The sequence below is a fragment of the Pseudomonas sp. RIT409 genome (assembly GCF_003052515.2).
Classification (GTDB): Bacteria; Pseudomonadota; Gammaproteobacteria; order Pseudomonadales; family Pseudomonadaceae; genus Aquipseudomonas.
On record NZ_QARE02000032.1, the window covers coordinates 19,534 to 42,887 of the forward strand.

A 23,354-nucleotide genomic window follows, 5' to 3' on the forward strand; every position below is an offset into this window, starting at 1 on the left:
ATGAACGCTGTGCCGGTCACAGATCAGTGTGAGAGGGGATGCTCCACTGGCGGCGTGGGCACTCGACCAGTGAGGTGGCTGGTCGCCACTTCAGCCCTCGACAGGCCTGCGCAGCGCCGTGGAAAGCGGCTGTGTCACCGGCGCGTGACATGTGTCACGGCGCTTTTCATTCCGCCCCGGCTGTGGCGTAGTGTCGTTCGCACCCTTGTCGACTGAAAGAGGTAACGAGAAATGACCCTGCAAAACCGCCTGGACAACCTGTATCCACGCGCCGATGAAATCCCTGAACAGTTCCGCGCGGGGCCTGTGATCGAGCAGCGCGAGTACCTCGTCGACGGTGAACTGCGGCAATGGGCCGGGCCTTTGGCGCCCGTGCTCAGCCCGGTTTCATTGAAGACCGATGCGGGGCTGGAGTCCGTCGTGTTGGGCAGCACGCCTTTGATGGACGCCGACACCTCGATGACCGCCCTCGAGGCAGCCGTCAAGGCGTACGATCGCGGGCAGGGCGCGTGGCCGACCCTGCGTGTCGCGGACCGCATCCACCACGTGGAAACGTTCCTCAAGAAGATGCGCGAACAGCGCGAGGCCGTGGTCACGCTGCTGATGTGGGAGATCGGCAAGAATCTGAAGGACTCGCAGAAAGAGTTCGACCGCACCTGCGATTACATCGTCGACACGATCAATGCCCTCAAGGAACTGGATCGCCGCTCCAGCCGTTTCGAACTGGAACAGGACACCCTGGGCCAGATCCGCCGCGTGCCGTTGGGCGTGACCCTCTGCATGGGGCCCTATAACTACCCGCTGAACGAAACCTTCACCACGCTCATTCCCGCGCTGATCATGGGCAACACGGTGGTGTTCAAGCCCGCGAAATTCGGCGTGCTGCTCATTCGTCCACTGCTCGAAGCCTTCCGCGACAGTTTCCCGGCCGGGGTGATCAACGTCATCTACGGCAGCGGACGGGAGACCGTCAGCGCGCTGATGGCCAGCGGCAAGATCGACGTGTTCGCGTTCATCGGCACCAACAAGGCGGCCAGTGCGCTGAAAAAGCTCCACCCCAAACCCCACCGCCTGCGCGCAGCGCTGGGCCTGGACGCGAAGAACCCCGGCATCGTGCTGCCAGACGTGAACCTGGATAACGCCGTTTCCGAGGCCATCACCGGCTCGCTGTCGTTCAACGGCCAGCGCTGCACGGCGCTGAAAATTCTGTTCGTTCACGAAAACGTGGTCGGCAGTTTCCTTGAAAAATTCGAGGAGAAACTCGCCCAATTGAAACCAGGCATGCCCTGGGAGCCGGGCGTTTCGCTGACGCCACTGCCTGAACCGGGCAAGACCGATTACCTGCAGGGGCTGGTGGATGATGCCCTGAGCAAAGGTGCCAAGGTCGTGAATGAAGGGGGCGCGACGACCCATCGCCAATTCTTCTACCCGGCCGTGCTCTACCCGGTGACCCCAGAGATGCGGGTGTATCACGAGGAGCAGTTCGGCCCGGTGGTGCCGGTGGTGGCCTACCGCGACTTGGAAGACGTGATCGAATACGTGCTCGATTCGGATTTCGGTCAGCAATTGAGCATCTTCGGCAACGACCCCAAGCAAGTCGGGCGTCTGGTGGATGCGTTCGCCAACCAGGTCGGCCGCATCAACATCAATGCTCAGTGCCAGCGCGGCCCGGACAGTTTCCCGTTCAATGGCCGCAAAAATTCAGCCGAGGGAACACTCTCGGTGCACGATGCGTTGCGGGTGTTTTCGATCCGTACACTGGTGGCCACCAAGTTCCAGGAAAGCAACAAGGCACTGATCAGCGACATCATCCACAACCGCGACTCGACCTTCCTGACCACCGACTACATCTTCTGATCCGGGCGCTAGCCCCTGCGACCTGGCCGCCGCTCGAACGGCGACCAGGCGGCGGAACGGTCTTCGGTCAGATGGAATGCTTTTTCAGCGCGTGTCGAGCGGCCTGGGCAGCCGGGTCGTCGGCCGGGCCGACCATGGCGTAGTTGTAGCCCGCCGCGGACCAGTAATCTGCCTGCAGCTCGCCGTCCCGACGGGATCCAGGCGAGAGCAGGCGGTAACGTTCGCCAGGCGGGCGGATGTAAAAGCTCAACGTGCGGCCTTGTGCGTCTTTGTACACCACCATCGCGGCGGCGCCCTGTTCGGTGCTGGTCAGGCGTCCGCTGACCGGTTTGAAACCTGCTGATTGAAGATCCGGCAGGCGGCTGGCCTGAGCGAAATGGTCGTCCAGCCAGACTTGCACGTCACTCGCCTTGGCCGGGTTCCAGTCGGAGGCGACGGCGTCGCCCACCGCGAACATGCGATACGCCTGGACGGCATCGGCCATGGGCAGCGCAGCGCTATTGAAGGTCATCTCCCGTGCTTGCCAGCCGCTGATACCGCCGATGCTCACAGCCATCAGCAGCACTGCTGCGGTTGCGAGATGCCGGGTGCGGTTACGGCGCATGCGCTGGCGAATCAAGGTCGGGTCCAGTGCGGGGTTGTGCGGGCGATGCAAGTCGCCGCTCAGGGCCGCACGCAGGCTTTGTGCATCCCGTTGCCAGGCCATCACCTGCTCGGCCAATTCAGGATGAGCAGCCAGGTAGGTGTCCAGTGTCTGTCGATCGGCCTCGTTGAGCAGGCCGTCGACGTAAGCGTGCAGGTCGCGTTCGGAGGGGGGCAGGGTGATCATTTCAGTATCCGCAGGGCAGGGGTGGTGATTTCGCCTTCGCTAAGCAGGCGCAAAGCCTGGCGCGCGCGGGACAGGCGCGACATGACGGTGCCCACCGGGACACCGAGAATTTCGGCCACTTGGTTGTAACTCAAGCCTTCGACCGACACCCAGAGTAACAGCGCCCGCTGCTCGGTGTTGAGACGCTCGAAGGCCTGCAGCGTGGTCTGTGCCACGACCGTGCGCTCCACGGACGGCTCGAATGGCTCCTCTTTGCCCCCGGTGAATAACTCAAGCATACGGCTGTAGCGACGCGAGCGCCGATGGGCGTCGAGAAATTGCCTATAAAGAATGGAGAACAGCCAGGCGCGCAGATCGCCTTCAGGCCGTTTGCTGTCCCAGGCAGACAGCGCTTTTTCAAGGCTCGACTGCACCAGGTCGTCGGCGCTGCTGGCGTCGCGGGTCAGTGACACCGCGAAGCGGCGCAGCCGAGGCAAGAGCAGGCGCAGTTGATCGTCCACATCGTTCATCAGGAGATTCCCGGATCGCTCGGTTCGTATAGCTGACAGACGACGGCCGAAAAGAGATATTCCATCGCGAAAAAAATAAAGTGCGTTTGAAGGAATAACGCGGTGCGCCCAGCGTCTCACCGCGACATCCATTGATAGAGGCCGAAGGCCCGGAGTGTAACCGATGATTGACCGACAGCCGCCGCACCCCCGCAAGCCCCCGTTGAGCACCTCACAGAAATTCGTTCGTCTGGCCGGTATCGGGCTGGTGGTACTGGTGGTCGCCAGTGCGTTCGCCTATGTCAATGGCAGTCTCGATCCTCAACGCCTGACCCCGGCGCGCGTGGTGGACGTATTCGAGCATAACAACGGCATTCACCCCGGGTATCGCCGCAATCACCCCAAAGGGGTCTGCGTTGCAGGTTATTTTGAGAGCAACGGGGCGGCGTCCGCGCTGTCCCGCGCCGAAGTGTTCGCATCCGGCCGCACACCCGTGATCGGTCGCCTGGCATTGCCTACGGGTAATCCTTATTCACCCGACAGCGCGGCACCCATTCGCAGTTTCGCGGTGCAGTTCACTCAATCCAACGGCCAGCAGTGGCGCAGCGGGATGAACAGCATGCCCGTCTTTCCGGTGGGCACGCCGCAGGCGTTCATCGATCTGCAGAAGGCGACCGCGCCGGATCCGAAGACGGGCAAGCCCGATCCAGCCAAACCCGCCGCGTTCTTTGCCGCCCACCCCGAGGCGCAGCCTTTTCTGGCCTGGGTCAAGACGGCCAAGCCGTCCGCCAGTTTCGTGACCGAGACCTATAACAGCGTCAATGCGTTCGAACTGGTGGACAAGGCCGGCAAGCGTCAGGCCGTGCGCTGGAGCCTGGTCCCGCTCGCGAAAGGGGATGCCCCCGCCCCGGACGCCAAGGACTACCTGGAGCAAGACTTGACTGAAAGGCTCGCCAGCGGCCCTCAGCGCTGGGATCTGGTCCTGACGCTGGCCAACCCGCAGGACCCGACCGGCGATGCGTCGAAAAGTTGGTCAGGCGAGCACAAGACCGTGAATGCCGGCACGTTGGTGGTCGAACGCGACAGCGCGCAACTCACCGGCGACTGCCGCGACATCAACTATGACCCGCTCATCCTGCCCGATGGCATCGAAGGGTCGGATGATCCATTGCTTGCCGCGCGGTCTGCGGCCTACGCGGCCTCCTACATGCGGCGCACCGGAGAAGTCGACCAGTTATCAGCCACCCCTACCCAGGAGAAACAGCCATGAGCACGCCCACTTCGCACTTCGCGCCGCTGGCCCGCCTGCTGCATTGGTTGATGGCGTTGATGATCATTGCCATGTTGTTCATCGGCGCCGGCATGGTGGCGTCGGTGTCAGAACGGCACGAGTGGATGTTGAACATTCACAAGCCGCTGGGCATCGCGATATTGCTTCTGGCGGTCGTGCGCCTGGTGGTGCGCTTCAGCACCCGGCAGCCGCCGTTGCCCGAGGACCTTCCCGCGGTGCAAGTGTTGGCGGCCAAGCTCTCGCATTACCTGCTTTACGCATTGATGCTGGGCATGCCGTTGATTGGTTGGGCGATGATTTCCGCGGCGGGCGATCCCGTCATGCTGGGGCACTCGCTCCGGTTGCCGTCGATCGTCCCGGCGCACGCGGAAACCTTCGCCTGGCTGCGCGCCGCCCACCGCTACCTCGCATACCTGCTGTTCCTCACGGTGCTGGCCCACCTCGCCGCCGCTTTGTTTCATGGTTGGGTGCGCCGCGACGACGTGCTGGAGAGCATGCTCAAAGGCCAGCCACGGGACAGAGGGCTGTAGCGTCGCGCTTCGCGGGGTGGCTAAAACCGTCACCCCCGCTGCGCGCTTTGACTATTGCCCATCCTGCCGACTGGGCGGAGTATTTCCTCACTCCAATAAGAAATGGGTAAGGAACACACCGTCATGCAGATCCAAGGCAAGGTCTTTCTGGTCAGTGGTGGGGCGTCCGGGCTGGGCGCAGCGACGGCGGACATGTTGGTCGCTGCGGGGGCCAATGTTCTGTTGATCGATGTCAATGCCGAGGCGCTTGAGACGCAACGGGCCAAGCTCGGCCCGGCTGCCCGAGCCAGTGTCGCCGACATCACTGATCCTGAAGCCGCTCAGGCGGCGGTCGAGGATGCGCTGACTGCGTTCGGTCAGTTGCATGGGCTGGTCAATTGCGCAGGTATCGTCGGCGCCGAGAAGATTGTGGGTAAGGAGGGGCCTCACCGACTGGACAGTTTCAGCCGTGTGATCAACGTCAACCTGATCGGCAGTTTCAATCTGTTGCGCCTGGCTGCCGTGGCCATGGCCGAAAGCACGCCCGAAGAAGGCGGCGAGCGCGGTGTCATCATCAACACGGCTTCGGTGGCCGCTTTCGACGGGCAGATCGGCCAGGCCGCCTACGCCGCCTCGAAGGGGGCGATCGCCAGCCTGACCTTGCCGGCGGCCCGCGAACTGGCCCGCTGGGGGATACGGGTGATGACCATCGCCCCTGGCATTTTCGAAACCCCCATGATGGCCGGGATGACCCCACAAGTGCGTGAAGCCCTGTCAGCAGGCGTTCCGTTCCCGCAACGGTTGGGCAGACCGGACGAATACGCTGCGCTGGTTCGCCATATCATCGAAAACAGCATGCTCAATGGCGAAGTGATTCGACTTGACGGCGCGTTGCGCATGGCTGCCCGCTAACCGAGGAGGTCGCACCATGTCATTCCAGCCACGTGATGCTTTCCATGGCGATCCGGTCGTGATCGTCAGCGCCGTCCGCACCCCCATGGGCGGCTTTCAGGGTGAGTTGAAAAGCCTGACCGCCCCGCAATTGGGGGCCGCCGCCATTCGTGCCGCCGTGGAGCGGTCAAGCCTGACCTCTTCGGATGTTGATCAGGTCCTGTTCGGCTGCGTCTTGTCCGCCGGGCTCGGTCAGGCCCCGGCGCGCCAGGCGGCGTTGGGCGCAGGCCTCAGCGACGCCACGCAATGCACCACCCTGAACAAAATGTGCGGCTCGGGTATGCAGGCGGCGATCCTGGCCCACGACCTGTTGCTGGCCGGGAGCGCCGACGTCGTCATCGCCGGCGGAATGGAAAGCATGTCCAACGCACCCTATTTGCTGGAAAAAGCCCGCAGCGGCTACCGCATGGGACATGGCCAGCTCATCGACCACATGTTCTTCGACGGGCTCGAGGATGCCTACGAAAGCGGGCGGCTGATGGGCACCTTTGCCGAAGCGTGCGCCGCGCTCGAAGGCCTCAGCCGGGAAGCGCAGGATGCATTTGCCATCGCCTCATTGACCCGAGCGCAAGCGGCGATCAACGAAGGTCGTTTCGCCGACGAAATCGTTCCGCTGCACATTACGACAGGACGGGAGCCGAAAATCGTCAGCCAGGACGAGCAGCCGCCAAAGGCGCGGTTGGAGAAGATCCCTGTGCTGAAACCGGCCTTTCGCGAGGGCGGTACGGTGACGGCCGCCAACGCCAGTTCGATCTCCGACGGCGCGGCAGCCCTGACACTCATGCGCCGTTCCGAGGCCGAGCGGCGCGGGCTCGAACCGCTGGCGGTGGTAAGGGGGCATGCGGGCTATGCCAGCCAGCCTGGATTGTTTCCAACGGCCCCCATCGGGGCGATTGAAAAGCTCATGACCCGCACGGGCTGGTCGCTGGAAGACGTAGATCTGTTCGAAATCAATGAGGCGTTCGCGGTGGTCGCGCTGGTTGCGATGAGCACGCTTGGATTGCCCCATGAAAAGGTCAACGTCAATGGCGGCGCTTGTGCGCTGGGCCACCCCATTGGGGCTTCGGGGGCGAGGATTCTGGTGACCTTGTTATCGGCGCTCAGGCAGAAGGGCCTGAAGCGTGGGGTGGCCGCGATTTGCATTGGCGGCGGAGAAGCCACCGCGATGGCGATCGAGACCCTTTAGCTAGCTGAACCAATGGGTTAGGAGGCCTTATTCAAGGCATTTCACCTGAGTGCCCAGAATTCAAATAAATAGAATCAAGGAATACTTTCAATGAGTTACACGACAATCCTCAACGAAGTGAAAGGTCGCGTTGCGCTGATCACCCTCAACCGTCCGGATGCGTTGAACGCGCTGAACTCGGTGCTGATCCGCGAGCTTAATCACGCGCTCGACACCTTGGAGCAGGACCCGCAGATCGGTTGCATCGTGCTGACAGGCTCTTCCAAAGCGTTCGCAGCAGGTGCCGATATCAAAGAAATGGCGGAGCTGAATTACCCGCAGATCTACCTCGATGACCTGTTCAGCGACAGTGACCGAGTCGCCAGCCGACGTAAACCGATGATCGCCGCCGTTTCAGGCTTCGCCCTGGGCGGCGGCTGCGAACTGGCGCTGATGTGCGATTTCATTCTTGCCGCCGATTCTGCGCGCTTCGGGCAGCCGGAAATCAAGCTTGGCGTGCTGCCGGGCATGGGCGGCACCCAGCGCTTGACCCGCGCGGTGGGCAAAGCCAAGGCCATGGAAATGTGCCTGACGGGACGCATGATCGACGCGCAGGAGGCAGAGCGCTCAGGGCTTGTCGCACGTATCGTCCCGCAGGCGCAGTTACTTGAAGAGGCGCTGAAGGTGGCCGAAAGCATAGCGGCCAAATCGCTACCGGTCGCCATGATGGTCAAGGAGAGCGTCAATCGCGCTTTCGAGGTCGGTCTGGCGGAAGGGATTCGCTTCGAGCGCCGTGTCTTTCATGCCGCTTTCGCCAGCGAAGATCAAAAGGAGGGTATGGCCGCGTTCATCGAAAAACGTGAACCCCGGTTCAAACATCGCTGAAATCGAGCGGCGCGTCCTGGGTGGGCAGCGCGTGGGGGAGGTAGCGGATCTCCTCGTCGTGCACTTCGACCGTGGCGCGCGCACCCGTCAGCCTCAAGGGGTTCAGGCTCTCGAATTGCAGAGGTGTCGGGAGGTCGGGGCGCGGGTCGTGGCGACCCTGCTGCGTTGGCAGATTCTCATAAACACCGCAAATGACCGGCTGGTCAGGGTCGCCGTCGAAAAAACCGACCTTGAGGCAGGCGCTGTCATGGTGAGTTGCCAGTTCGCTGGTGACGCGTGCCCCTCCGCCTGGCGGGGCGTCTTCGTCCTCCCAGTCGAAGCGGATGGGAATGCGGCCCGTACGGTCGGCCGGGCCGGCCAGGCGCCTGGCTTTTTCCCAACCGGTGCTCCGAGGTTTGGGGTGCCGCAGTGGAGGGCGAAACGGCATCGACCAGGGAATGACCTGAAAATGGTTTTCATAGTGCTCGGTCGGCGGCCTGCCGTCATCGGGCGCAGGGGCAAGCAGGCGCGCCACGCCACCCGGGTTCGCGTCGTGACATGCTATCGCCTGTAGTATCTGAATGACGTCGCCTGCCCTGCAGTTACGCAACGGGTTCAACTGCCAGGCGGTGTGCCTGACTTCCGTCGGCAACCAATGGTCGTTGAAGCGCGGCTCCGGTTGGTCTTCGATCCGCATGATCTGCCCGCAGCGCAACCATGGCTGAGTGCTGCGCCCAACGATGTCTTGCCGCTCGCAACGCAGCCGCTCCAATGCTCGGCGCTGTGTCTGCGCACATCGCGCAGCGCCAGCCTCTTCGCCGTAGGCGATCCACAGCGCCTGGTTGTCGGCAAAGGCGTCGTGAACCAAGGCTGAGGTAGGAGGCACGTAATGCTCCCCCGAATGACTGCTGTAGCAATGCCGTGCCGACAGTCGTTCGCTGAGGTGGTCGACCGAAGCTGCACGGGGCCACTCCGAAAAGCTCATGGGGTCGTCGGAGAACACCAGTGCGTGGCTGTGCGGGGCATGCTCGAAGCGGAAGGTGATGCCTTCCTCCTCGCACAGTCGACTGATGAAATGCAGATCGTTCTCTTCGTATTGCGTGCATTGCGCACGCGGCGGATAGGTGCCGACCATCCGGTCGAAGCATACGTTGCAGTCGAGCAAAGCGTAGCGCTGCAGGACCTGATGGAGGATATCGAGCACGCTCATCCCGTGATAGGTGCGTTTGTGGCGTGCACCGTCGAGCTGTTGCAGGGCGGGCATCAAGGTCAACCGATAAAGGTTGGCATCCTGACCGAAGTAAAGAGGCGTGAGGGCGTGTACCCGGCCATGAATGCCGTGGAGCGTGTCCCCCGTGTTGCCCATGCTCAGGTAAGCACTGCGATGCAGCATCGAGGCCTGTGCCAGAGGACGCTCCGGGCTGATGAGGTCGATCTCGAATCGGAAGGGCGCATTCAAACGTTCGTGGCCGTTGACCCCGATGACGTGGAAATTCTGCTGGCTGTCGGCGATGACCAAGGTCAACGTCAGGTGCGAGTTTTCGCGCATTTACGGAATCACCCTGAAAATTCAAGGTGCAGAGGGTACGGAAACCGGCAGGATAAAAGTTTAACTTCTTAATTTTCGGAAACTGCCTACAGATCCGATCTATCTATTCCGGGTGTTGAGTTGGCATTTTCCTAGAAACTTAACGTAGACAGTTTGATCGGCAGTCGCCTGTCAGGGGTTTCATCTGCCGCCATCGCGTATAAAATGCGGCGGGCGCCATGACTCAGCCATGGCGCATCGTTATCGATCACCTTTTTTCAGCATGACCTTCTCCCGCCCGGCATCCCACACCGAGGCGTGGGGCGAAGGTCAATCGCCATCGGAACAAGAGAGCAATCATGGGCGCACAGTGGAAGGTCAAACACAAAGAAGCAGCAGCCAACGCCAAAGGCAAGATTTTCGGCAAGCTGTCCAAGGAAATCATGATCGCCGCTCGCGCCGGTGCCGACCCGGACATGAACGCTCGCCTGCGCCTGGTGGTCGAGCAGGCCAAAAAGGCCTCCATGCCCCGTGACACGCTGGAGCGTGCGATCAAGAAGGGCGCAGGTCTGCTCGGCGATCAGGTTCAGTTCGAGAAACTGACCTATGAAGGTTTTGCGCCCCATCAGGTTCCGGTCATCGTCGAATGCCTGACCGACAACGTCAACCGCACCGTCGCCGAAATCCGCGTGTTGTTCCGCAAAGGTCAACTGGGAGCCGCAGGCTCGGTGTCCTGGGATTTCGATCACCTGGGCATGATCGAGGCCGTCGCGGCGAACCCCGACGTCGACCCCGACGAAGCGGCGATCGAAGCGGGTGCTCAGGACGTCGAAGCCGGCGATGAAGGCGTGACCCTGTTCTACACCGAAACCACCGACCTGGATGCAGTGTGCAAGGCACTGCCAGAGCAGGGGTTCACCGTCGAAGCGGCGAAGATCGGTTACCGCCCGAAGAACCCGGTCTCCGGGCTGAGCGATGAGCAGATGGCCGAGGTCGAGGCATTTCTGGAAGCCATCGACGGTCACGACGACGTGCAAAACGTGTATGTCGGGCTGGCAGGCTGAGGGTTTGGCTCAGGGCCTGATGGGGCCATGCCCCTGAGGGCCGGGTGGCGACGGATCGATACACGTCGCAGTTCCGTTATCGGTGGCGGGCATGCCGCGAGGTTTCGCCTCGCGGGCCATGGGATCAAGCCCGGCCTCCCGTACCGGGGCTTCTTCCTGCTAGGAGCGGCTGATGCAGCGTCAAATCGCCAGTCGCCGCTCCACCTCATCGAACCCAGGGCGGCTGCCGACGTCCGCTTGCGTGCAGTGCGCCTGAAGCGCACGAAGGCTGGCGGTGTCGGGCCGATGACCGTCGCAGAGCGCCAACAACTCCCCCAATAGAATCCCGAACGCCTTCACCTCGATGCGCTGCAGCAAAAAACCGGTGTCTGCGTCCGGGTAGAATGCGGCCGCTCCGAAATCGCCCAGTAGGCTGTCGCCTGGCTCGGCCCATAGGACGTTGTGCGCGTAGAGGTCGCCGTGATTGATGCCGCGGCCGTGCAGGTGGGCGCACGCCGATGCGACGCCGTGGGCAATGCGTTGCACGGTGGAGGGGGTCAACCGAATGTCTTCGTACACATCCCGAGTGCACGTTGCCAGGCTCGGCGGCCGGGCGAGGGTGGCGAATCGGGTGGCAATCAATCGCATCACCAGCGCTTGAGTGTGCTCCGGATGATCCAGCACTTGCCCTTCAACGGGGATCAGGTTCGGGTGCTGGCCGGCTGCGATGCAGGCCGCCATTTCGTTCAGGGGCGTGCCATCGCTCGTGAGCTGACCTTTGTAGAGCTTGACTGCAACGTTCTGCAGGCTGTTGTCGCGGCGCCACTCAGCCTGCTGGATCACCCCGGACGCACCTTCGCCCAGCATCTGCTGCAGGCTCAACTCTGCCCACGGAATCTGCCGAATGGGCGTGTCCTGATGGATGTCCGTCAGCGGATTACCAGAGAACGCCAGCCAGGCCAGCGAAGGCATTCGTAGAAGCCAGGTCGGCAATTGCCGAAAGCGATTGGAGGCGATGCGGACCAGTTCCAAGTGCTGACATGCCACCAGCGATTCGGGAAGCTCCTGCAAGCAATTACCCGCGAGCATCAGCTTCTGCAGCGCCGGGAATTGCCCCAATTCGTCGGGCAGTGAAGCGAGGCAATTGTCGGTGAGCACCAGCGAGCGCAGCCGTGGCGGCAGTGCCCGCGGGGAGACCGTGGCAATCCGGCAGGATTTGAACCCGACGAAGAACAGTTCCGGGCACTGGCCCAGCGCCTCGGGCAGTTCGGTGAAGGGATTATTGGAACAGAACAGCACTTTCAAGTGCTGAAGACGATGCAGGTCGGCCGGCAGTTCAGTGAGGCGGTTGCCCGTCAGGTTCAACACTTCCAGCGAGTCGCTGAGGCTGAAGATCTCGTCGGGGAAAGTGGTGAGGTCGCAACTGAGGTCCAGCCGTTTACTGCCTGCCAGCTTGCCAGCGCGCAGGTCTGCAAGAGTGTGCATAGAAAAACCCGGTGTTCGTTGGCCCGCCATCATAGCGGCTTGGCGAGCGTCGCGCTCAACCGAGACAACGATCCAGCAACTGGTGCACCCGCTCCAGGGAAGGCGCTGACTCGGCGTACAGAATGCGATAGACCATGGGGGCGACCACCGCGTCGATCAGCTCATCGGCAGACGGGCTGCGTTCACCCCGCGCCTGCGCTCGATCGATGATGATCTGCAACTGATCCCGCACGATATTGAGGCATTTGCCGGAGCACAGGGTCGCGCTGCTGGCGACCACGTCGCGCATCATTTCTCGGCCAGGCGCCGAGTTGGTTTCTTCCAGGTAAACCTCCACCCAAGTGCGCAAGTCGTCGCGAAGGTTGCCACAATCGACAGGTTCGTCCGGTCGCAAGCGTTCCACCGCGGCGTCGGCCAGCAGCGAGGTCAGGTCACCCCAGCGCCGGTAGATGGTGGAAGGCGTGACGCCTGCCCGGGCGGCGATCATCGGCACGCTGAGGGCCGAGCGCTCCTGTTCCTGCAGCAAATCGCGCACGGCAGCATGGATCGATGTTTGCACCCGGGCACTGCGTCCCCCTGTGCGAATGCCTTCTTTGATAGCCATTGGCGCGGACCTTAACACAAAGTGTTTGCTTTAAGCGGGTTCTGCTCGCACACTCTTAACGCAAATTAATAGCTTTTGTGGCGTGCTTTTTCGGGAGAGTTTACGCGTGTCTGACTATTTGCAGAACCCATCAGTGGATGGCCGCCGTCGAGGCCACTTGGTTTACTTCGCGTTGGTGATGCTGTGTTTCTTTGCCGCCTCCAGCGCACCGACCCCGCTTTATCACTTGTATCAACAGGCCTGGGGGTTTTCTGCTGCTTCGTTGACGCTGATTTTTGCGGTCTACGCCTTGAGTCTGCTGGCCACATTGTTGGTGTTCGGCTCACTCTCGGATTACCTGGGCCGGCGGCCTGTCATCCTTGCCTCGTTGCTGCTGGAGATCCTTTCGCTCCTGTTGTTCATCGGTGCCCGCGACATGAGCTGGTTGATCGCTGCCCGGGTGCTGCAAGGCGTCGCCACGGGGATCGCCACCAGCGCGCTGGGCGCTGCGATGCTCGACACCTCTCAGGCCCAGGGCCCCTTGATCAACAGCATTGCCCCGATGTTCGGTATGGCACTCGGCGCCTTGGGCACCAGTGCCCTGGTCCAGTACGCACCGCTGCCGATGATGCTGGCTTACGCGCTGCTGCTGGCAGCGTTTGCCGGTCAGTTGCTGTACCTGTGGCGCGTAGAGGAAACGGTCACCCCGCAAGCCGGCGTGCTGAAAACCCTCAAGCCCGCGCTGTCCGTGCCACCGCGTGCGCGTTCCACGCTGATGCTGGTGCTTCCGGCGGACATTGCCGCCTGGGCGCTGGGAGGGTTTTTCCTGTCACTCGCGCCTTCGCTGATCGCCGCTGCCACTGGATCGACTTCGGTGCTCAACGGCGGTCTGGCGGTGGCAGCGTTGACCATCAGCGGTGCCATATCGATCATCAACCTGCGCTTGCGTGCGCCCCGCCTGGCGCTGCTGGTTGGCTGCAGCTTTCTCGCGGCCGGCGTTTGCGTGGTGCTGGTGGCGGTCGATCTGGGCTGGTTGTGGTTGTTTTTCTGCGGTGTGGTGGTCGCCGGTGTCGGCTTCGGCGCGAGCTTTCTGGGGGCGTTGCGCTTGTTGCTGCCGCTGGCGCAACCCCACGAGCGTGCTGGCCTGATGTCGGCTTTTCTGGTGCTCAGTTACCTGGCCTTCTGTGTGCCGTCGTTGATTGCCGGCCTGGCGGTGAAGACCGAGGGCTTGATTGCCACTGCCAATGTCTACGGGGCGGTGCTGGTGCTGCTGGCGTTGCTGGCGCTGGGCGGTTTGCTGAGGCGTGGTCATCAGGAAACCGCCCCCACCTGACCCGACGTGGCACCCTCATCGGCTTCTGCTAATTTCATTCCTGTGTTGTCGCCCTTCATAACAACAAGCACAGGGACCCACGGATGAACGACCGAAACAGCGGAGATTACGCCGAGCACTATCAGCGTTCCATCGCCGAGCCAGCAGCCTACTGGGCCGAACAGGCGGGGCAGGTGGCCTGGTTCCGCTTACCGCAGCAGGTTTTACAGGTTCTGCCCGATGGCACCCACCGTTGGTTCGCTGACGGTGAACTCAACACCTGCCATCTCGCGCTGGATCATCAGATCGAACAGGGGCGAGGCGAACAACTGGCGTTGATCCATGACTCGCCTGTGACCGGCCAGCAGGCCCGTTTCACGTTCCGCGAGTTGCGCGACGAGGTGGCGCGCCTGGCCGGGCTGTTGCGCGCGCTGGGCGTGGAGAAGGGCGATGGCGTCATCATTTACATGCCGATGATCCCCCAGGCCGCCATGGCCATGCTGGCCTGCGCGAGAATCGGCGCCGTGCATTCGGTGGTGTTCGGCGGTTTCGCCCCCCATGAGCTGGCGATACGCATCGACGATTTGAAACCCAGGCTGGTGATGACAGCGTCCTGTGGGCTGGAGTTCGACCGGGTCATCCCGTATCAGCCCCTGGTGGACAAGGCACTGGAACTGGCCCGGTTTGCTCCCGATCAGGTCCTGCTCTGGCAGCGACCCCAGCATCGGGCGCCGTTGAAGGCAGGACGCGATCTGGACTGGCAGGACGCGCTCGCGGGTGTCGAGTCGGTGGCGCCGGTGCCGGTGTCGAGCCTTGACCCGCTGTACATCCTCTACACTTCGGGCACCACGGGCAAACCCAAGGGCATTGTCCGAGAGAACGGCGGCCATGCGGTGGCCATGCGTTACACCATGAATCAGGTGTATGGCATGCAGGCGGGGGATGTCTGGTGGGGCATTTCCGATGTCGGCTGGGTGGTCGGGCACACGCTGATGGTGTACGGGCCATTGATGGCCGGTTGCACGACGGTCCTCTATGAGGGCAAGCCCATTCGAACACCTGACGCCGGCGCCTATTGGCGCGTGGTGGAGCAGTATGCCGTCGATGCGCTGTTCTGCGCGCCCACCGCGATGCGCGCGATCCGCAAGGAGGACCCGGAAGGTCGTCTGCTGCGAGGGCGTGACGTGAGCTCGCTGCGCCAGCTGTTTCTGGCGGGAGAAAAACTCGACTCCAGCACGCATCAATGGCTTGAGCGAATGACCGGCAAGCCGGTGCTCGACCACTGGTGGCAGACCGAAACGGGCTGGCCGGTAACGGCGCCCTGCATTGGCCTTGCAGGGCATGCGCCCGCGCCGGGATCGAGTAACCGCGCGGTGCCGGGCTATGCCGTTGAGGTGCGCAACGAGGACGGGCAATCGCTCGGGCCAGGCGAGCAGGGCGCCATCGTGATTGCCTTGCCGTTGCCGCCAGGGTGCAGCCAGACCCTGTGGGGTGATCATGGCCGGTATGTGAGTGCCTACCTGCAGCCATTTCCCGGCTATTACAACACCGGTGACGGAGGCTACATCGATGAGCAGGGTTTCGTGCACATCATGGGCCGTACGGATGACGTCATCAATGTGGCTGGCCATCGCCTGTCCACCGGTGAAATGGAAGACCTGGTCGGGCAACACCCGGCCGTAGCCGAGAGTGCGGTAATCGGCGTGCATGACGACATCAAAGGTCAAATCCCGCTGGCACTGGTGGTGCTCAAGGACGGCGGGCAGCAGGCTGTCGAAAGCGTTTGCCGCGAACTGGTCGCGCTGGTGCGGGATCGGATCGGTGCGCTGGCCTGCTTTGGGCGGGTGACCGTAGTCAAGCGGCTGCCCAAGACCCGCTCGGGCAAGACGCTGCGTGCGGTGTTGCGCAAGCTGGCAGACGGAGAAGCCTACGCGCCACCGGCCACGATCGATGACCCCGCCATTCTCGAAGAGATCGCACAGGCGTTGAAGGTGGGGGCCGTCTCAGAGGGCTGACCCAGCGTTCAAGTTGTCCCGTCTACTGCCGAAACAGCGGGCAGGACATTCCCATCGATCTCTTCGAGCACGGAGCTGCCATGACCGCGATCTCTTCTGTATCAGCCGCCCCGTCGCTGGCACCGGCCAGCCCGGCGCTGCCGCAGCCTGCCAGCCTGCCGCCTGCGGCGCCGATCCTGGATTCTCCATCGTCTCTCGTCACGCTGGGGCAGACGGTGCGTGTCGTCGCCGCGCAGACTTACGACGCGCGGGGTGCGATCGCCAACCCCGATGTGGCGCCGGCTTGGGAGTACACTCAGCAAGACAAGGTTTCGCTGGTGATGCAGGGCAATTTCAGCACGACCTACGGGGTCAGCCGATTTCAGGGGCTGGCCGCCTCGCTGACCACTCAACTGGCGCAAACGGGTAAAGGCATTTCCCAGTCGGTGATCCGTCCCACGACCGGCTCGGCGCTGGAACCTGCGGCACTCGCGGCCGCGCAGAAAAAATTGCACAGTGACGCGGCGGAGACCAGCATCAGCCTGACGTTGAAGACGGCCAGCGGTAAAACAGTGCAACTCACGTTGACCAGCACTGACCAGGGTCTTGCGGTGCAGGCCGACATCGACGGCGGGGAGTTGAGCGATAAAGAATTGCTCGCGCTGGGCAAAATGGCCGACGGTTTCCAATCCGCGATCGATGGCCTGACTGCCAAGCCACCACAGCTCAAGCTCGACGCGTTGACCCGCTTCGACAGCACAGTATTTGCCTCGGTACAACTCGACACCCGCATCAAACTGGATGACGGCACGCTACAAACGCTGGCTTTCCGGGCCGACGACACCCAGCGAACGGTGCGCATGAGCGGCGCGACAGGGGACTTGAGCCTGAATGTCGATCTGAAGAATCTGGCGATCATTGGCAGCGCCGCTCAGCAGGCCATAGCGCTCAACCAGTATTTGGGTCAGATCGACGCCGCACGTAAGCGAGGCGATGGCGATCCGCAGTTGTTATCGATGTTCCAGGATGCCTTCAAAACCTTGCACAGCCATTATCCGGGCAGTCGCGAGTCGACCGTACCGCAAACTGTCAGCAGCGTTGCTTTGACGGATACGGACCATGCGGTGCTCAGTGGGCTGGCGGATTTCAGCGCCTCGGTCACAGAAAGAACCACCGCCAGTAACCCCGCCCGTCCCAATGAGCTGGACAGTTTCGCCTACGACCTTTCGCAACGGACCCAAGCCAAAGGCCGCGATCAACTGAACCGTACCCTCGTCCAGGATCAACAGTCGCATCTGGTCGCCTCGTATCACAAGCCGCTGACCGCTGGTCAGAAACTGGACCTGAGCAAGAATCCCCAATCGCAAAACTACCTGTATTACGAAATCAACGATTCTGCGAGCAGTCGGGCCCGCATCGGCTATGACAAAGGCCAATTGGTAGAGGCGTCCGTGACGCAATCGGCCAGCCAGTCCACACGAGTGTCGAAATACGTCATGGGGCGTCTCGAGAGCGAAACCCTGACCCCTGCGGCCGCAAGCAAGACGCGCAACCTGCTCAGTGCCCTGCAGCAAGCCCTCCAGCAGGACAAGGCAGCGCGGTTGGGCCATGGAGTGTCACTGCTTGAAGACACCCTCGCCGGTATCCAGGCCAGTGCCATGCTGCAAAGCGATCCGGCGTCGCTTCGGTAGCCGCAAGCATGTCTGTAAGGACAGGTTTACATGATGGGCGGCCTCCATTAGTGTGCGCGTTAGCCATTTGCTGTGAACCGGTGCTGAACCTGCGGATGTCTGCGTACTCGAACGTTTACCCCCATAGCCTGGACATCCCGCCCTTGGTCGAAGCCCTCCACCCCCTCTCATCCTCCCTTGTCTGTGCTCCGCCCGTGAGCGTCCTCCAGCAACTGCGTATCGCCACGGCGGTGCAACACAAAGCCCTGGAAGCGCGGTTGCCGCTGACCCATCCCGATCTAGACCGCCAAACCTACGTTCGCATCCTCGAAGCCTATTATGGTTTTCACGCGCCCCTGCAACGTCGCATTGATGCATTTCTCGGCGCCGATGCTCGGGAGCCCGAGCGCGAGAAGGTTGCGACGCTGATTCGGGATTTGCATGCACTGGGCCTGAGCGATGCTGACATTTCCAGGCTGCCTGTCTGTGCCGATCTGCCACCGCTTGACCACGTAGGTCATCTGTTCGGTATCCAGTACGTGATGGAGGGGGCCACATTGGGTGGGCAGGTGTTGCGCCGACTCATCTTCGGGCGTTTGGGTATAGAGGCCGAGAACGGCGCTGCTTTTCTCGATGTTTACGGCCGCGATACTGGCCGGTTGTGGAAGGCGTTTCTCGATCGGCTGGCCGAACTCGATCATCCGGACGTCAACCCAAAGGTCGTGCAAGCCGCGTGCGCTACGTTCGCGTGCTTCGAACAATGGCTGGCGAGGGCAGGAGTGTTGCGATGAGGCCTGTAACCGAACAAGAAATGAGCATGCTGCTCAAGCAGTGCGCCGACGAACCCATCCGCATTCCGGGTGCGATCCAACCCCACGGCGTGCTGCTGACCGTCGACGAGTCGTCCTGGACGGTGCAGCAGGCCAGTGCCAATGCTTCCGAAATACTGGGTGTGACCGCCAAACCGGGCCAGCCTTTGTCCGACTGGTTGGGCGCGGCGCAGACGCAGCTATTGCAGGACGCGTTGTCGAGCCGATCGCTGGACGATCTCAATCCATTTCTGGTCAATCTGCCTGCGGGTGCGCTCGACGCCTTGTTCCATCGGCACGACGGGCTGTTGTTCATCGAACTTGAACCCTCGGCTGATCTACCCGCTGGCGCGTCGGTCGATTTCCATCTGATGCGCACCTTGCGCCGTCTTCAGGGCGCGAAAAGCCTCGCCGACCTGTATGACATCACCGTCAATGAAGTCCGGACGCTGACCGGCTACGATCGCGTGCTGATCTACCGTTTCGAAGATCAGGGCCACGGCCAGGTGGTCGCGGAGACCACCAATGCCGAGCTCGACGCCTATCAGGGACTTTTTTTTCCTGCCAGTGACATTCCCGAGCAAGCCCGTGAGCTCTATCGGCTGAACTGGTTGCGGGTGATTCCTGACGCACGCTATGTGCCTGTGCCGCTGGTGCCTGCGCTGCGGCCGGACACTGGCGAGCCACTCGACATGAGTTATGCCGTGCTGCGCAGCGTTTCGCCAGTGCACTGTCAGTACATGCAAAACATGGGCGTGCGCTCCTCGATGAGCATTTCACTGCTCAAGGACGACCGCTTGTGGGGGTTGATCAGTTGTGGCAACCGTGAGCCGCTGCGAGTTCCACACGCCATACGCGCTGCGTGCCAGACCATTGGCCAGGTGCTGTCCATGCAGATCAGTGCGCTGGAGGACAGCCAGGCCCGGCGGGAACGGCATGCCAAGGACGAACTGCTGGTCTCGTTGGCTCGGTCAATGGCCAATGCCAGCGACGACGTGTATCACGGCCTCGTGGAGCGGGGCGAAGACTTCATCGGGCTGGCCGACGCCACTGGCGGCGCCGTCATCATCGACGATGCCGTTCACTTGTTCGGCCAGTGCCCTTCGATCGAACAGGTCAAATCACTCTTTCGTTGGCAGCAATCGCGCCCGGCAGGGGTGTTCGAAACGTCAAGCCTTGGGTCGCTGTTCCCTGAAGCGAAAGCGTACCAGCGCATCGTCAGCGGTTTGCTGGCCTTCAGCTTGCCCAAACCGGTGGACAACGCGGTCATGTGGTTTCGCCCGGAAATCAACGAGACCGTCGCCTGGAGCGGCAACCCGACGCAGGCCAAAGGAGGCGCGGCCAACGGGCTGCAGCCTCGCGAGTCATTTGAAGTCTGGAAGCAGCAAGTCGATGGTAGCTCGCGACTATGGTCGGTCGGCGACGTGTACGCGGCCACGGACTTGCGGCGCTCGGCGCTGGAATCGGACCTGGCCCGTCAAGTGCAGCGCGAGCAAGACGCCGTCCGTGCTCGAGATGAGCTGGTGGCCGTGGTGTCCCACGACCTGCGCAGCCCCTTGACCGTGATTACCATGCAGTGCGGAATGATGCAGCGGGTCATCGCTGCCGATGTCAGCCCCGCGTCCAAGCGCCTGAACTCGGCCATCGACACCCTGCAGCGGGCAACCACGCGCATGACCTCTCTTCTGGAAGACCTGCTCGACACCTCGAAGATCGAGGCGGGTCGTTACCTCATTGACGCTCAGCCCTTGGAGTTGAGTCAGTTCTTCGAGGACGCCTGGACGCTGCTGACGCCTTTGGCGCTGAATAAATTCGTCAGCCTGACGTTCGTTGGCGAGCCGGACCTGAGGATCCTGGCGGATCCGGAGCGCATGTACCAGGTGTTGTCGAACCTGGTGGGTAACGCGATCAAGTTCACCCCCAAGGAGGGCACCATCAGCGTCACGGCCAATGTGGAAGGCGAATACGTGGCCATCCGGGTGGCCGACTCGGGGCCGGGCATCGCCCCGGATCAATTGCCCCATGTGTTCGAGCGCTACTGGCGAATCCGCGAAGGCAACCCGAGCGGTACGGGATTGGGGCTGTATATCTCCCAAGGCATTGTCAAAGCCCACGGGGGCGAATTGAGCGCGACCAGTGAAATGGGCGTCGGCAGCGTGTTCCGTTTCACCGTACCGTTGGTCAAACCGCTGGCCATGGCGTGAATTCGCCGTCGCGAAGCGACGGCGCAGAACGGCCCGGTCGCCACCTGGGCGGCGCCCGCCGCCCGGCCATCGTCAGCGGGGCAGATGAATGCTTGGTCATCGGACGGCGGCTTCTATATGCTTTCCGTGCCTGCCCTGATGCCCGCGGGGGCGGCGCGGCGATGTAGCATCCACGCAAGGCCTAAGGACAGCTGATGAGTACCCCCAGCACGCCGCTTTCCGGCGTCAATCAACCGCTCAAGGGCATCGCACTGATCGTTCTGGCGACCTTTTTGTTCTCCAGTCACGATACCCTCTCCAAGTACCTTTCCGGCATTTACCCGATCATGATGGTGGTCTGGGTGCGTTACGTCGTTCACACCGGGCTGATGGCCTGTATTTTCATGCCCTCGGCCGGCCTGCGGGTGTTGCGCACGAAGCGCCCTGGGTTGCAGGCGTTGCGGGCGGTCTGCCTGTTGGGCACAAGCCTGTTGTTCACCAGCGGCCTGATGTTCATCCCGATCGCCGAAGCCACGGCGGTCAACTTTCTCGCGCCACTGCTGGTGACGGCGTTGTCGGTGCCGTTGCTCAAGGAAAGGGTTTCGAGAGGTCAGTGGGCGGCGGTTCTGGTCGGGTTCGGCGGCGTGCTGGTGATCGTCCACCCGGGAGGTGAACTGTTCAGGCCGGCAGTCTTGCTGCCGTTGGGTTCGGCGCTGTGTTTCGCCTGTTATCAGTTGCTCACGCGGTTGGTGGCGGCGCACGACAGTCCGACCACCAGCAACTTTTTCGCGGGGTTGTTCAACAGCCTGCTGATGAGCGCCATCGTGCCGTTCTTCTGGCAATCCCCGGCGTGGGTCCACATCCCGTTCATGCTGGCGCTGGGCAGCTGTGGCATGGTGGCGCATTTGATGCTGACCCAGGCCTTTCGATTCGCCGCACCGGCCTTGCTGGCTCCGTTTGGGTACTGCCAGATCGTGTTCGCGGGCTTGTGGGGATACGTGGTGTTCAATCATGCGCCGTCGCTGACAGCGCAGGCGGGGATCGCAATCATCTGCCTGAGTGGATTGGCCGCGGCCTGGCAGCAGCGCAAGAAGGGAGGGTGAGCCGAGCCCATGAAAAAGCCCTGTCCGCAGGACAGGGCTTTCGAGGGGGCCAGCGGCGGGTTTAAAACACCACGCCCTGGCTGCGCAGGTAGTCGTCGTAAGTGCCGCTGAAGTCCGTTACGCCATTGGGGCTCAGTTCGACGATGCGGGTGGCCAGCGATGACACGAATTCACGGTCATGGCTGACGAAGATCAACGTGCCCGGGTAGTTTTCCAGCGCCAGGTTCAACGCTTCGATGGACTCCATGTCCAAGTGGTTGGTCGGTTCGTCCATGACCAGAACGTTGGGCTTTTGCAGGATCAGCTTGCCGAACAGCATGCGCCCTTGCTCGCCACCGGAAATGACCTTGACCGACTTCTGGATCTCGTCGTTGGAAAACAGCATGCGGCCCAGCGTGCCACGAATCATCTGTTCACCCTGGGTCCACTGGCCCATCCAGTCGAACAGGGTCACGTCGTCTTCGAAGTCGTGGGCGTGGTCCTGGGCGTAATAGCCCAGCTCGGCGCTTTCGGTCCATTTGACCGATCCCGCGTCTGGCGTCAGCTCACCCATCAGCGTGCGCAGCAGGGTGGTTTTGCCGATTCCGTTGGGGCCGATGATCGCCACGCGTTCGCCCGCTTCGATGGTGAAGCTGAAGTTCTTGAACAGCACCTTTTCGTCGAAGCCCTTGGACATCTTCTCGACGGTGACGGCCTGGCGGTGCAACTTCTTGGTCTGCTCGAAGCGAATGAACGGGCTGACGCGGCTTGACGGCTTCACCTCGGCGAGTTGGATCTTGTCGATCTGCTTGGCGCGCGACGTGGCCTGCTTGGCTTTCGAGGCGTTGGCCGAGAAGCGGCTGACGAACGTCTGCAGCTCGGCGATCTGCGCCTTCTTCTTGGCGTTGTCGGCCAGCAACTGCTCGCGGGATTGGGTGGCCGCGGTCATGTACTCGTCATAATTGCCCGGGAACAGGCGCAGCTCGCCATAGTCCAGGTCCGCCATGTGGGTGCAGACGCTGTTGAGGAAGTGGCGATCGTGGGAAATGATGATCATGGTGCTGTTGCGCGCCGTGAGAATCGATTCCAGCCAGCGAATGGTGTTGATGTCCAAGTGGTTGGTCGGCTCGTCGAGCAGTAGGACTTCCGGATCGGAAAACAGCGCCTGGGCCAGCAGCACCCGCAATTTCCAGCCGGGGGCCACTTCCGACATCGGACCGAAGTGCTGCTCCAGCGGAATGCCCAGCCCCAGCAGCAACTCGCCGGCACGGGACTCGGCGGTGTAGCCGTCCATTTCGGCGAATTCGGTTTCCAGCTCGGCGACCGCCATACCGTCGTCTTCGGTCATTTCCGGCAACGAGTAGATGCGATCACGCTCGGCCTTGACCTTCCACAGCTCCTCATGGCCCATGATGACCGTGTCGATGACCGTGAATTGCTCGTAGGCGAACTGGTCCTGACGCAGCTTGCCCAGGCGCACGTTGGGCTCCAACATCACTTGGCCGCCCGACGGCTCCAGGTCGCCACCCAGAATCTTCATGAAGGTCGACTTGCCACAGCCGTTGGCACCGATCAGACCATAGCGGTTGCCGTTGTTGAATTTGACCGAAACGTTTTCGAACAGCGGCTTGGGGCCGAACTGCATGGTGATGTTAGCGGTGGAGATCAAAGGGTTTACCTATCAATAACTTACGGAAAGCAGGGGATGGCC

General features: G+C 62.1%; 19 protein-coding genes. 13 read left to right on the plus strand and 6 right to left on the minus strand.

Annotated elements, in window-relative coordinates; translation table 11 throughout:
- Positions 1–231: 231 nt before the first annotated feature.
- Complete coding sequence (locus DBP26_RS25335) at positions 232–1,857, plus strand: NADP-dependent glyceraldehyde-3-phosphate dehydrogenase (protein WP_108240374.1); 1,626 nt, start codon at positions 232–234, stop codon at positions 1,855–1,857.
- A 67-nt stretch (positions 1,858–1,924) separates the two neighbouring features.
- On the opposite strand, the gene DBP26_RS25340 is transcribed toward DBP26_RS25335, so the two are convergent.
- Positions 1,925–2,686 (minus strand): anti-sigma factor, encoded by a 762-nt coding sequence (locus DBP26_RS25340; protein ID WP_108240373.1) that lies wholly within the window; start codon positions 2,684–2,686, stop codon positions 1,925–1,927.
- A complete protein-coding gene (locus tag DBP26_RS25345; protein ID WP_108240372.1) occupies positions 2,683–3,195 on the minus strand; it encodes a sigma-70 family RNA polymerase sigma factor in 513 nt (170 codons plus the stop codon). Before DBP26_RS25345 ends, DBP26_RS25340 begins: the two co-directional genes overlap by 4 nt.
- A 163-nt stretch (positions 3,196–3,358) precedes the next feature.
- Here DBP26_RS25345 and DBP26_RS25350 point away from each other — a divergent pair, with 163 nt between their 5' ends.
- From DBP26_RS25350 to DBP26_RS25370, 5 genes are all read left to right on the plus strand, one after another.
- Positions 3,359–4,444, plus strand: coding sequence for a catalase family peroxidase (locus DBP26_RS25350; RefSeq protein WP_108240371.1), 1,086 nt, complete (start codon positions 3,359–3,361; stop codon positions 4,442–4,444).
- Positions 4,441–4,995 carry a cytochrome b gene (locus DBP26_RS25355; protein ID WP_108240370.1) on the plus strand — a complete coding sequence of 185 codons (555 nt, stop codon included), beginning with the start codon at positions 4,441–4,443 and terminating at the stop codon, positions 4,993–4,995. Before DBP26_RS25350 ends, DBP26_RS25355 begins: the two co-directional genes overlap by 4 nt.
- A gap of 123 nt (positions 4,996–5,118) precedes the next feature.
- A complete protein-coding gene (locus DBP26_RS25360; RefSeq protein ID WP_108240369.1) occupies positions 5,119–5,886 on the plus strand; it encodes a 3-hydroxyacyl-CoA dehydrogenase in 768 nt (255 codons plus the stop codon).
- A gap of 16 nt (positions 5,887–5,902) precedes the next feature.
- Positions 5,903–7,111, plus strand: a complete 1,209-nt coding sequence (locus DBP26_RS25365; protein ID WP_108240368.1) for an acetyl-CoA C-acyltransferase — start codon at positions 5,903–5,905, stop codon at positions 7,109–7,111.
- 90 nt (positions 7,112–7,201) lie between these two features.
- On the plus strand, positions 7,202–7,975 hold the full coding sequence (locus DBP26_RS25370) for an enoyl-CoA hydratase (protein WP_108240367.1): 774 nt from the start codon (positions 7,202–7,204) through the stop codon (positions 7,973–7,975).
- On the opposite strand, the gene tssI is transcribed toward DBP26_RS25370, so the two are convergent.
- Positions 7,962–9,503: a type VI secretion system tip protein TssI/VgrG gene (gene tssI, locus DBP26_RS25375; RefSeq protein ID WP_108240366.1), complete on the minus strand. Its 1,542-nt coding sequence runs from the start codon at positions 9,501–9,503 to the stop codon at positions 7,962–7,964. The two genes, DBP26_RS25370 and tssI, sit on opposite strands and share 14 nt — an antisense overlap.
- A gap of 338 nt (positions 9,504–9,841) precedes the next feature.
- Between tssI and DBP26_RS25380 the strand changes: the two genes are divergently transcribed.
- Complete coding sequence (locus tag DBP26_RS25380) at positions 9,842–10,546, plus strand: YebC/PmpR family DNA-binding transcriptional regulator (protein WP_108240365.1); 705 nt, start codon at positions 9,842–9,844, stop codon at positions 10,544–10,546.
- A 180-nt stretch (positions 10,547–10,726) separates the two neighbouring features.
- On the opposite strand, the gene DBP26_RS25385 is transcribed toward DBP26_RS25380, so the two are convergent.
- Together DBP26_RS25385 and DBP26_RS25390 are read right to left on the minus strand one after the other, a co-directional pair.
- Positions 10,727–12,010: a leucine-rich repeat-containing protein kinase family protein gene (locus tag DBP26_RS25385; RefSeq protein WP_108240364.1), complete on the minus strand. Its 1,284-nt coding sequence runs from the start codon at positions 12,008–12,010 to the stop codon at positions 10,727–10,729.
- 55 nt (positions 12,011–12,065) lie between these two features.
- A complete protein-coding gene (locus DBP26_RS25390) occupies positions 12,066–12,614 on the minus strand; it encodes a TetR/AcrR family transcriptional regulator (RefSeq protein ID WP_108240363.1) in 549 nt (182 codons plus the stop codon).
- Between the two features lie 133 nt (positions 12,615–12,747).
- Here DBP26_RS25390 and DBP26_RS25395 point away from each other — a divergent pair, with 133 nt between their 5' ends.
- From DBP26_RS25395 to DBP26_RS25420, 6 genes are all read left to right on the plus strand, one after another.
- Positions 12,748–13,926: an MFS transporter gene (locus DBP26_RS25395; RefSeq protein ID WP_256602119.1), complete on the plus strand. Its 1,179-nt coding sequence runs from the start codon at positions 12,748–12,750 to the stop codon at positions 13,924–13,926.
- 83 nt (positions 13,927–14,009) lie between these two features.
- Positions 14,010–15,920 (plus strand): propionyl-CoA synthetase, encoded by a 1,911-nt coding sequence (locus DBP26_RS25400; RefSeq protein WP_108240362.1) that lies wholly within the window; start codon positions 14,010–14,012, stop codon positions 15,918–15,920.
- A gap of 80 nt (positions 15,921–16,000) precedes the next feature.
- Positions 16,001–17,590, plus strand: a complete 1,590-nt coding sequence (locus tag DBP26_RS25405) for a lactate dehydrogenase (RefSeq protein WP_108240361.1) — start codon at positions 16,001–16,003, stop codon at positions 17,588–17,590.
- Positions 17,591–17,685: 95 nt separating this feature from the next.
- On the plus strand, positions 17,686–18,360 hold the full coding sequence (locus DBP26_RS25410) for a biliverdin-producing heme oxygenase (protein ID WP_108240360.1): 675 nt from the start codon (positions 17,686–17,688) through the stop codon (positions 18,358–18,360).
- Positions 18,357–20,582 (plus strand): ATP-binding protein, encoded by a 2,226-nt coding sequence (locus tag DBP26_RS25415; protein WP_108240359.1) that lies wholly within the window; start codon positions 18,357–18,359, stop codon positions 20,580–20,582. Before DBP26_RS25410 ends, DBP26_RS25415 begins: the two co-directional genes overlap by 4 nt.
- Positions 20,583–20,776: 194 nt before the next feature.
- Positions 20,777–21,664: a DMT family transporter gene (locus DBP26_RS25420; RefSeq protein WP_108240358.1), complete on the plus strand. Its 888-nt coding sequence runs from the start codon at positions 20,777–20,779 to the stop codon at positions 21,662–21,664.
- A 61-nt stretch (positions 21,665–21,725) separates the two neighbouring features.
- Here DBP26_RS25420 and DBP26_RS25425 read toward each other — a convergent pair whose 3' ends face one another.
- Positions 21,726–23,312, minus strand: coding sequence for an ABC-F family ATPase (locus tag DBP26_RS25425; protein ID WP_108240357.1), 1,587 nt, complete (start codon positions 23,310–23,312; stop codon positions 21,726–21,728).
- Between the last annotated feature and the right edge of the window lie 42 nt (positions 23,313–23,354).

Excerpts from the sequence above, each read along its gene's own strand:
- tssI (WP_108240366.1), bottom strand. The coding sequence starts at position 9,503 with ATGCGCGAAAACTCGCACCTGACGTTGACCTTGGTCATCGCCGACAGC.
- DBP26_RS25420 (WP_108240358.1), top strand. The coding sequence starts at position 20,777 with ATGAGTACCCCCAGCACGCCGCTTTCCGGCGTCAATCAACCGCTCAAG.
- DBP26_RS25405 (WP_108240361.1), top strand. The coding sequence starts at position 16,001 with ATGACCGCGATCTCTTCTGTATCAGCCGCCCCGTCGCTGGCACCGGCC.
- DBP26_RS25410 (WP_108240360.1), top strand. The coding sequence starts at position 17,686 with ATGTCTGCGTACTCGAACGTTTACCCCCATAGCCTGGACATCCCGCCC.
- DBP26_RS25365 (WP_108240368.1), top strand. The coding sequence starts at position 5,903 with ATGTCATTCCAGCCACGTGATGCTTTCCATGGCGATCCGGTCGTGATC.
- DBP26_RS25400 (WP_108240362.1), top strand. The coding sequence starts at position 14,010 with ATGAACGACCGAAACAGCGGAGATTACGCCGAGCACTATCAGCGTTCC.
- DBP26_RS25345 (WP_108240372.1), bottom strand. The coding sequence starts at position 3,195 with ATGAACGATGTGGACGATCAACTGCGCCTGCTCTTGCCTCGGCTGCGC.
- DBP26_RS25415 (WP_108240359.1), top strand. The coding sequence starts at position 18,357 with ATGAGGCCTGTAACCGAACAAGAAATGAGCATGCTGCTCAAGCAGTGC.
- DBP26_RS25360 (WP_108240369.1), top strand. The coding sequence starts at position 5,119 with ATGCAGATCCAAGGCAAGGTCTTTCTGGTCAGTGGTGGGGCGTCCGGG.
- DBP26_RS25340 (WP_108240373.1), bottom strand. The coding sequence starts at position 2,686 with ATGATCACCCTGCCCCCCTCCGAACGCGACCTGCACGCTTACGTCGAC.
- DBP26_RS25335 (WP_108240374.1), top strand. The coding sequence starts at position 232 with ATGACCCTGCAAAACCGCCTGGACAACCTGTATCCACGCGCCGATGAA.
- DBP26_RS25385 (WP_108240364.1), bottom strand. The coding sequence starts at position 12,010 with ATGCACACTCTTGCAGACCTGCGCGCTGGCAAGCTGGCAGGCAGTAAA.
- DBP26_RS25390 (WP_108240363.1), bottom strand. The coding sequence starts at position 12,614 with ATGGCTATCAAAGAAGGCATTCGCACAGGGGGACGCAGTGCCCGGGTG.
- DBP26_RS25355 (WP_108240370.1), top strand. The coding sequence starts at position 4,441 with ATGAGCACGCCCACTTCGCACTTCGCGCCGCTGGCCCGCCTGCTGCAT.
- DBP26_RS25350 (WP_108240371.1), top strand. The coding sequence starts at position 3,359 with ATGATTGACCGACAGCCGCCGCACCCCCGCAAGCCCCCGTTGAGCACC.
- DBP26_RS25370 (WP_108240367.1), top strand. The coding sequence starts at position 7,202 with ATGAGTTACACGACAATCCTCAACGAAGTGAAAGGTCGCGTTGCGCTG.
- DBP26_RS25380 (WP_108240365.1), top strand. The coding sequence starts at position 9,842 with ATGGGCGCACAGTGGAAGGTCAAACACAAAGAAGCAGCAGCCAACGCC.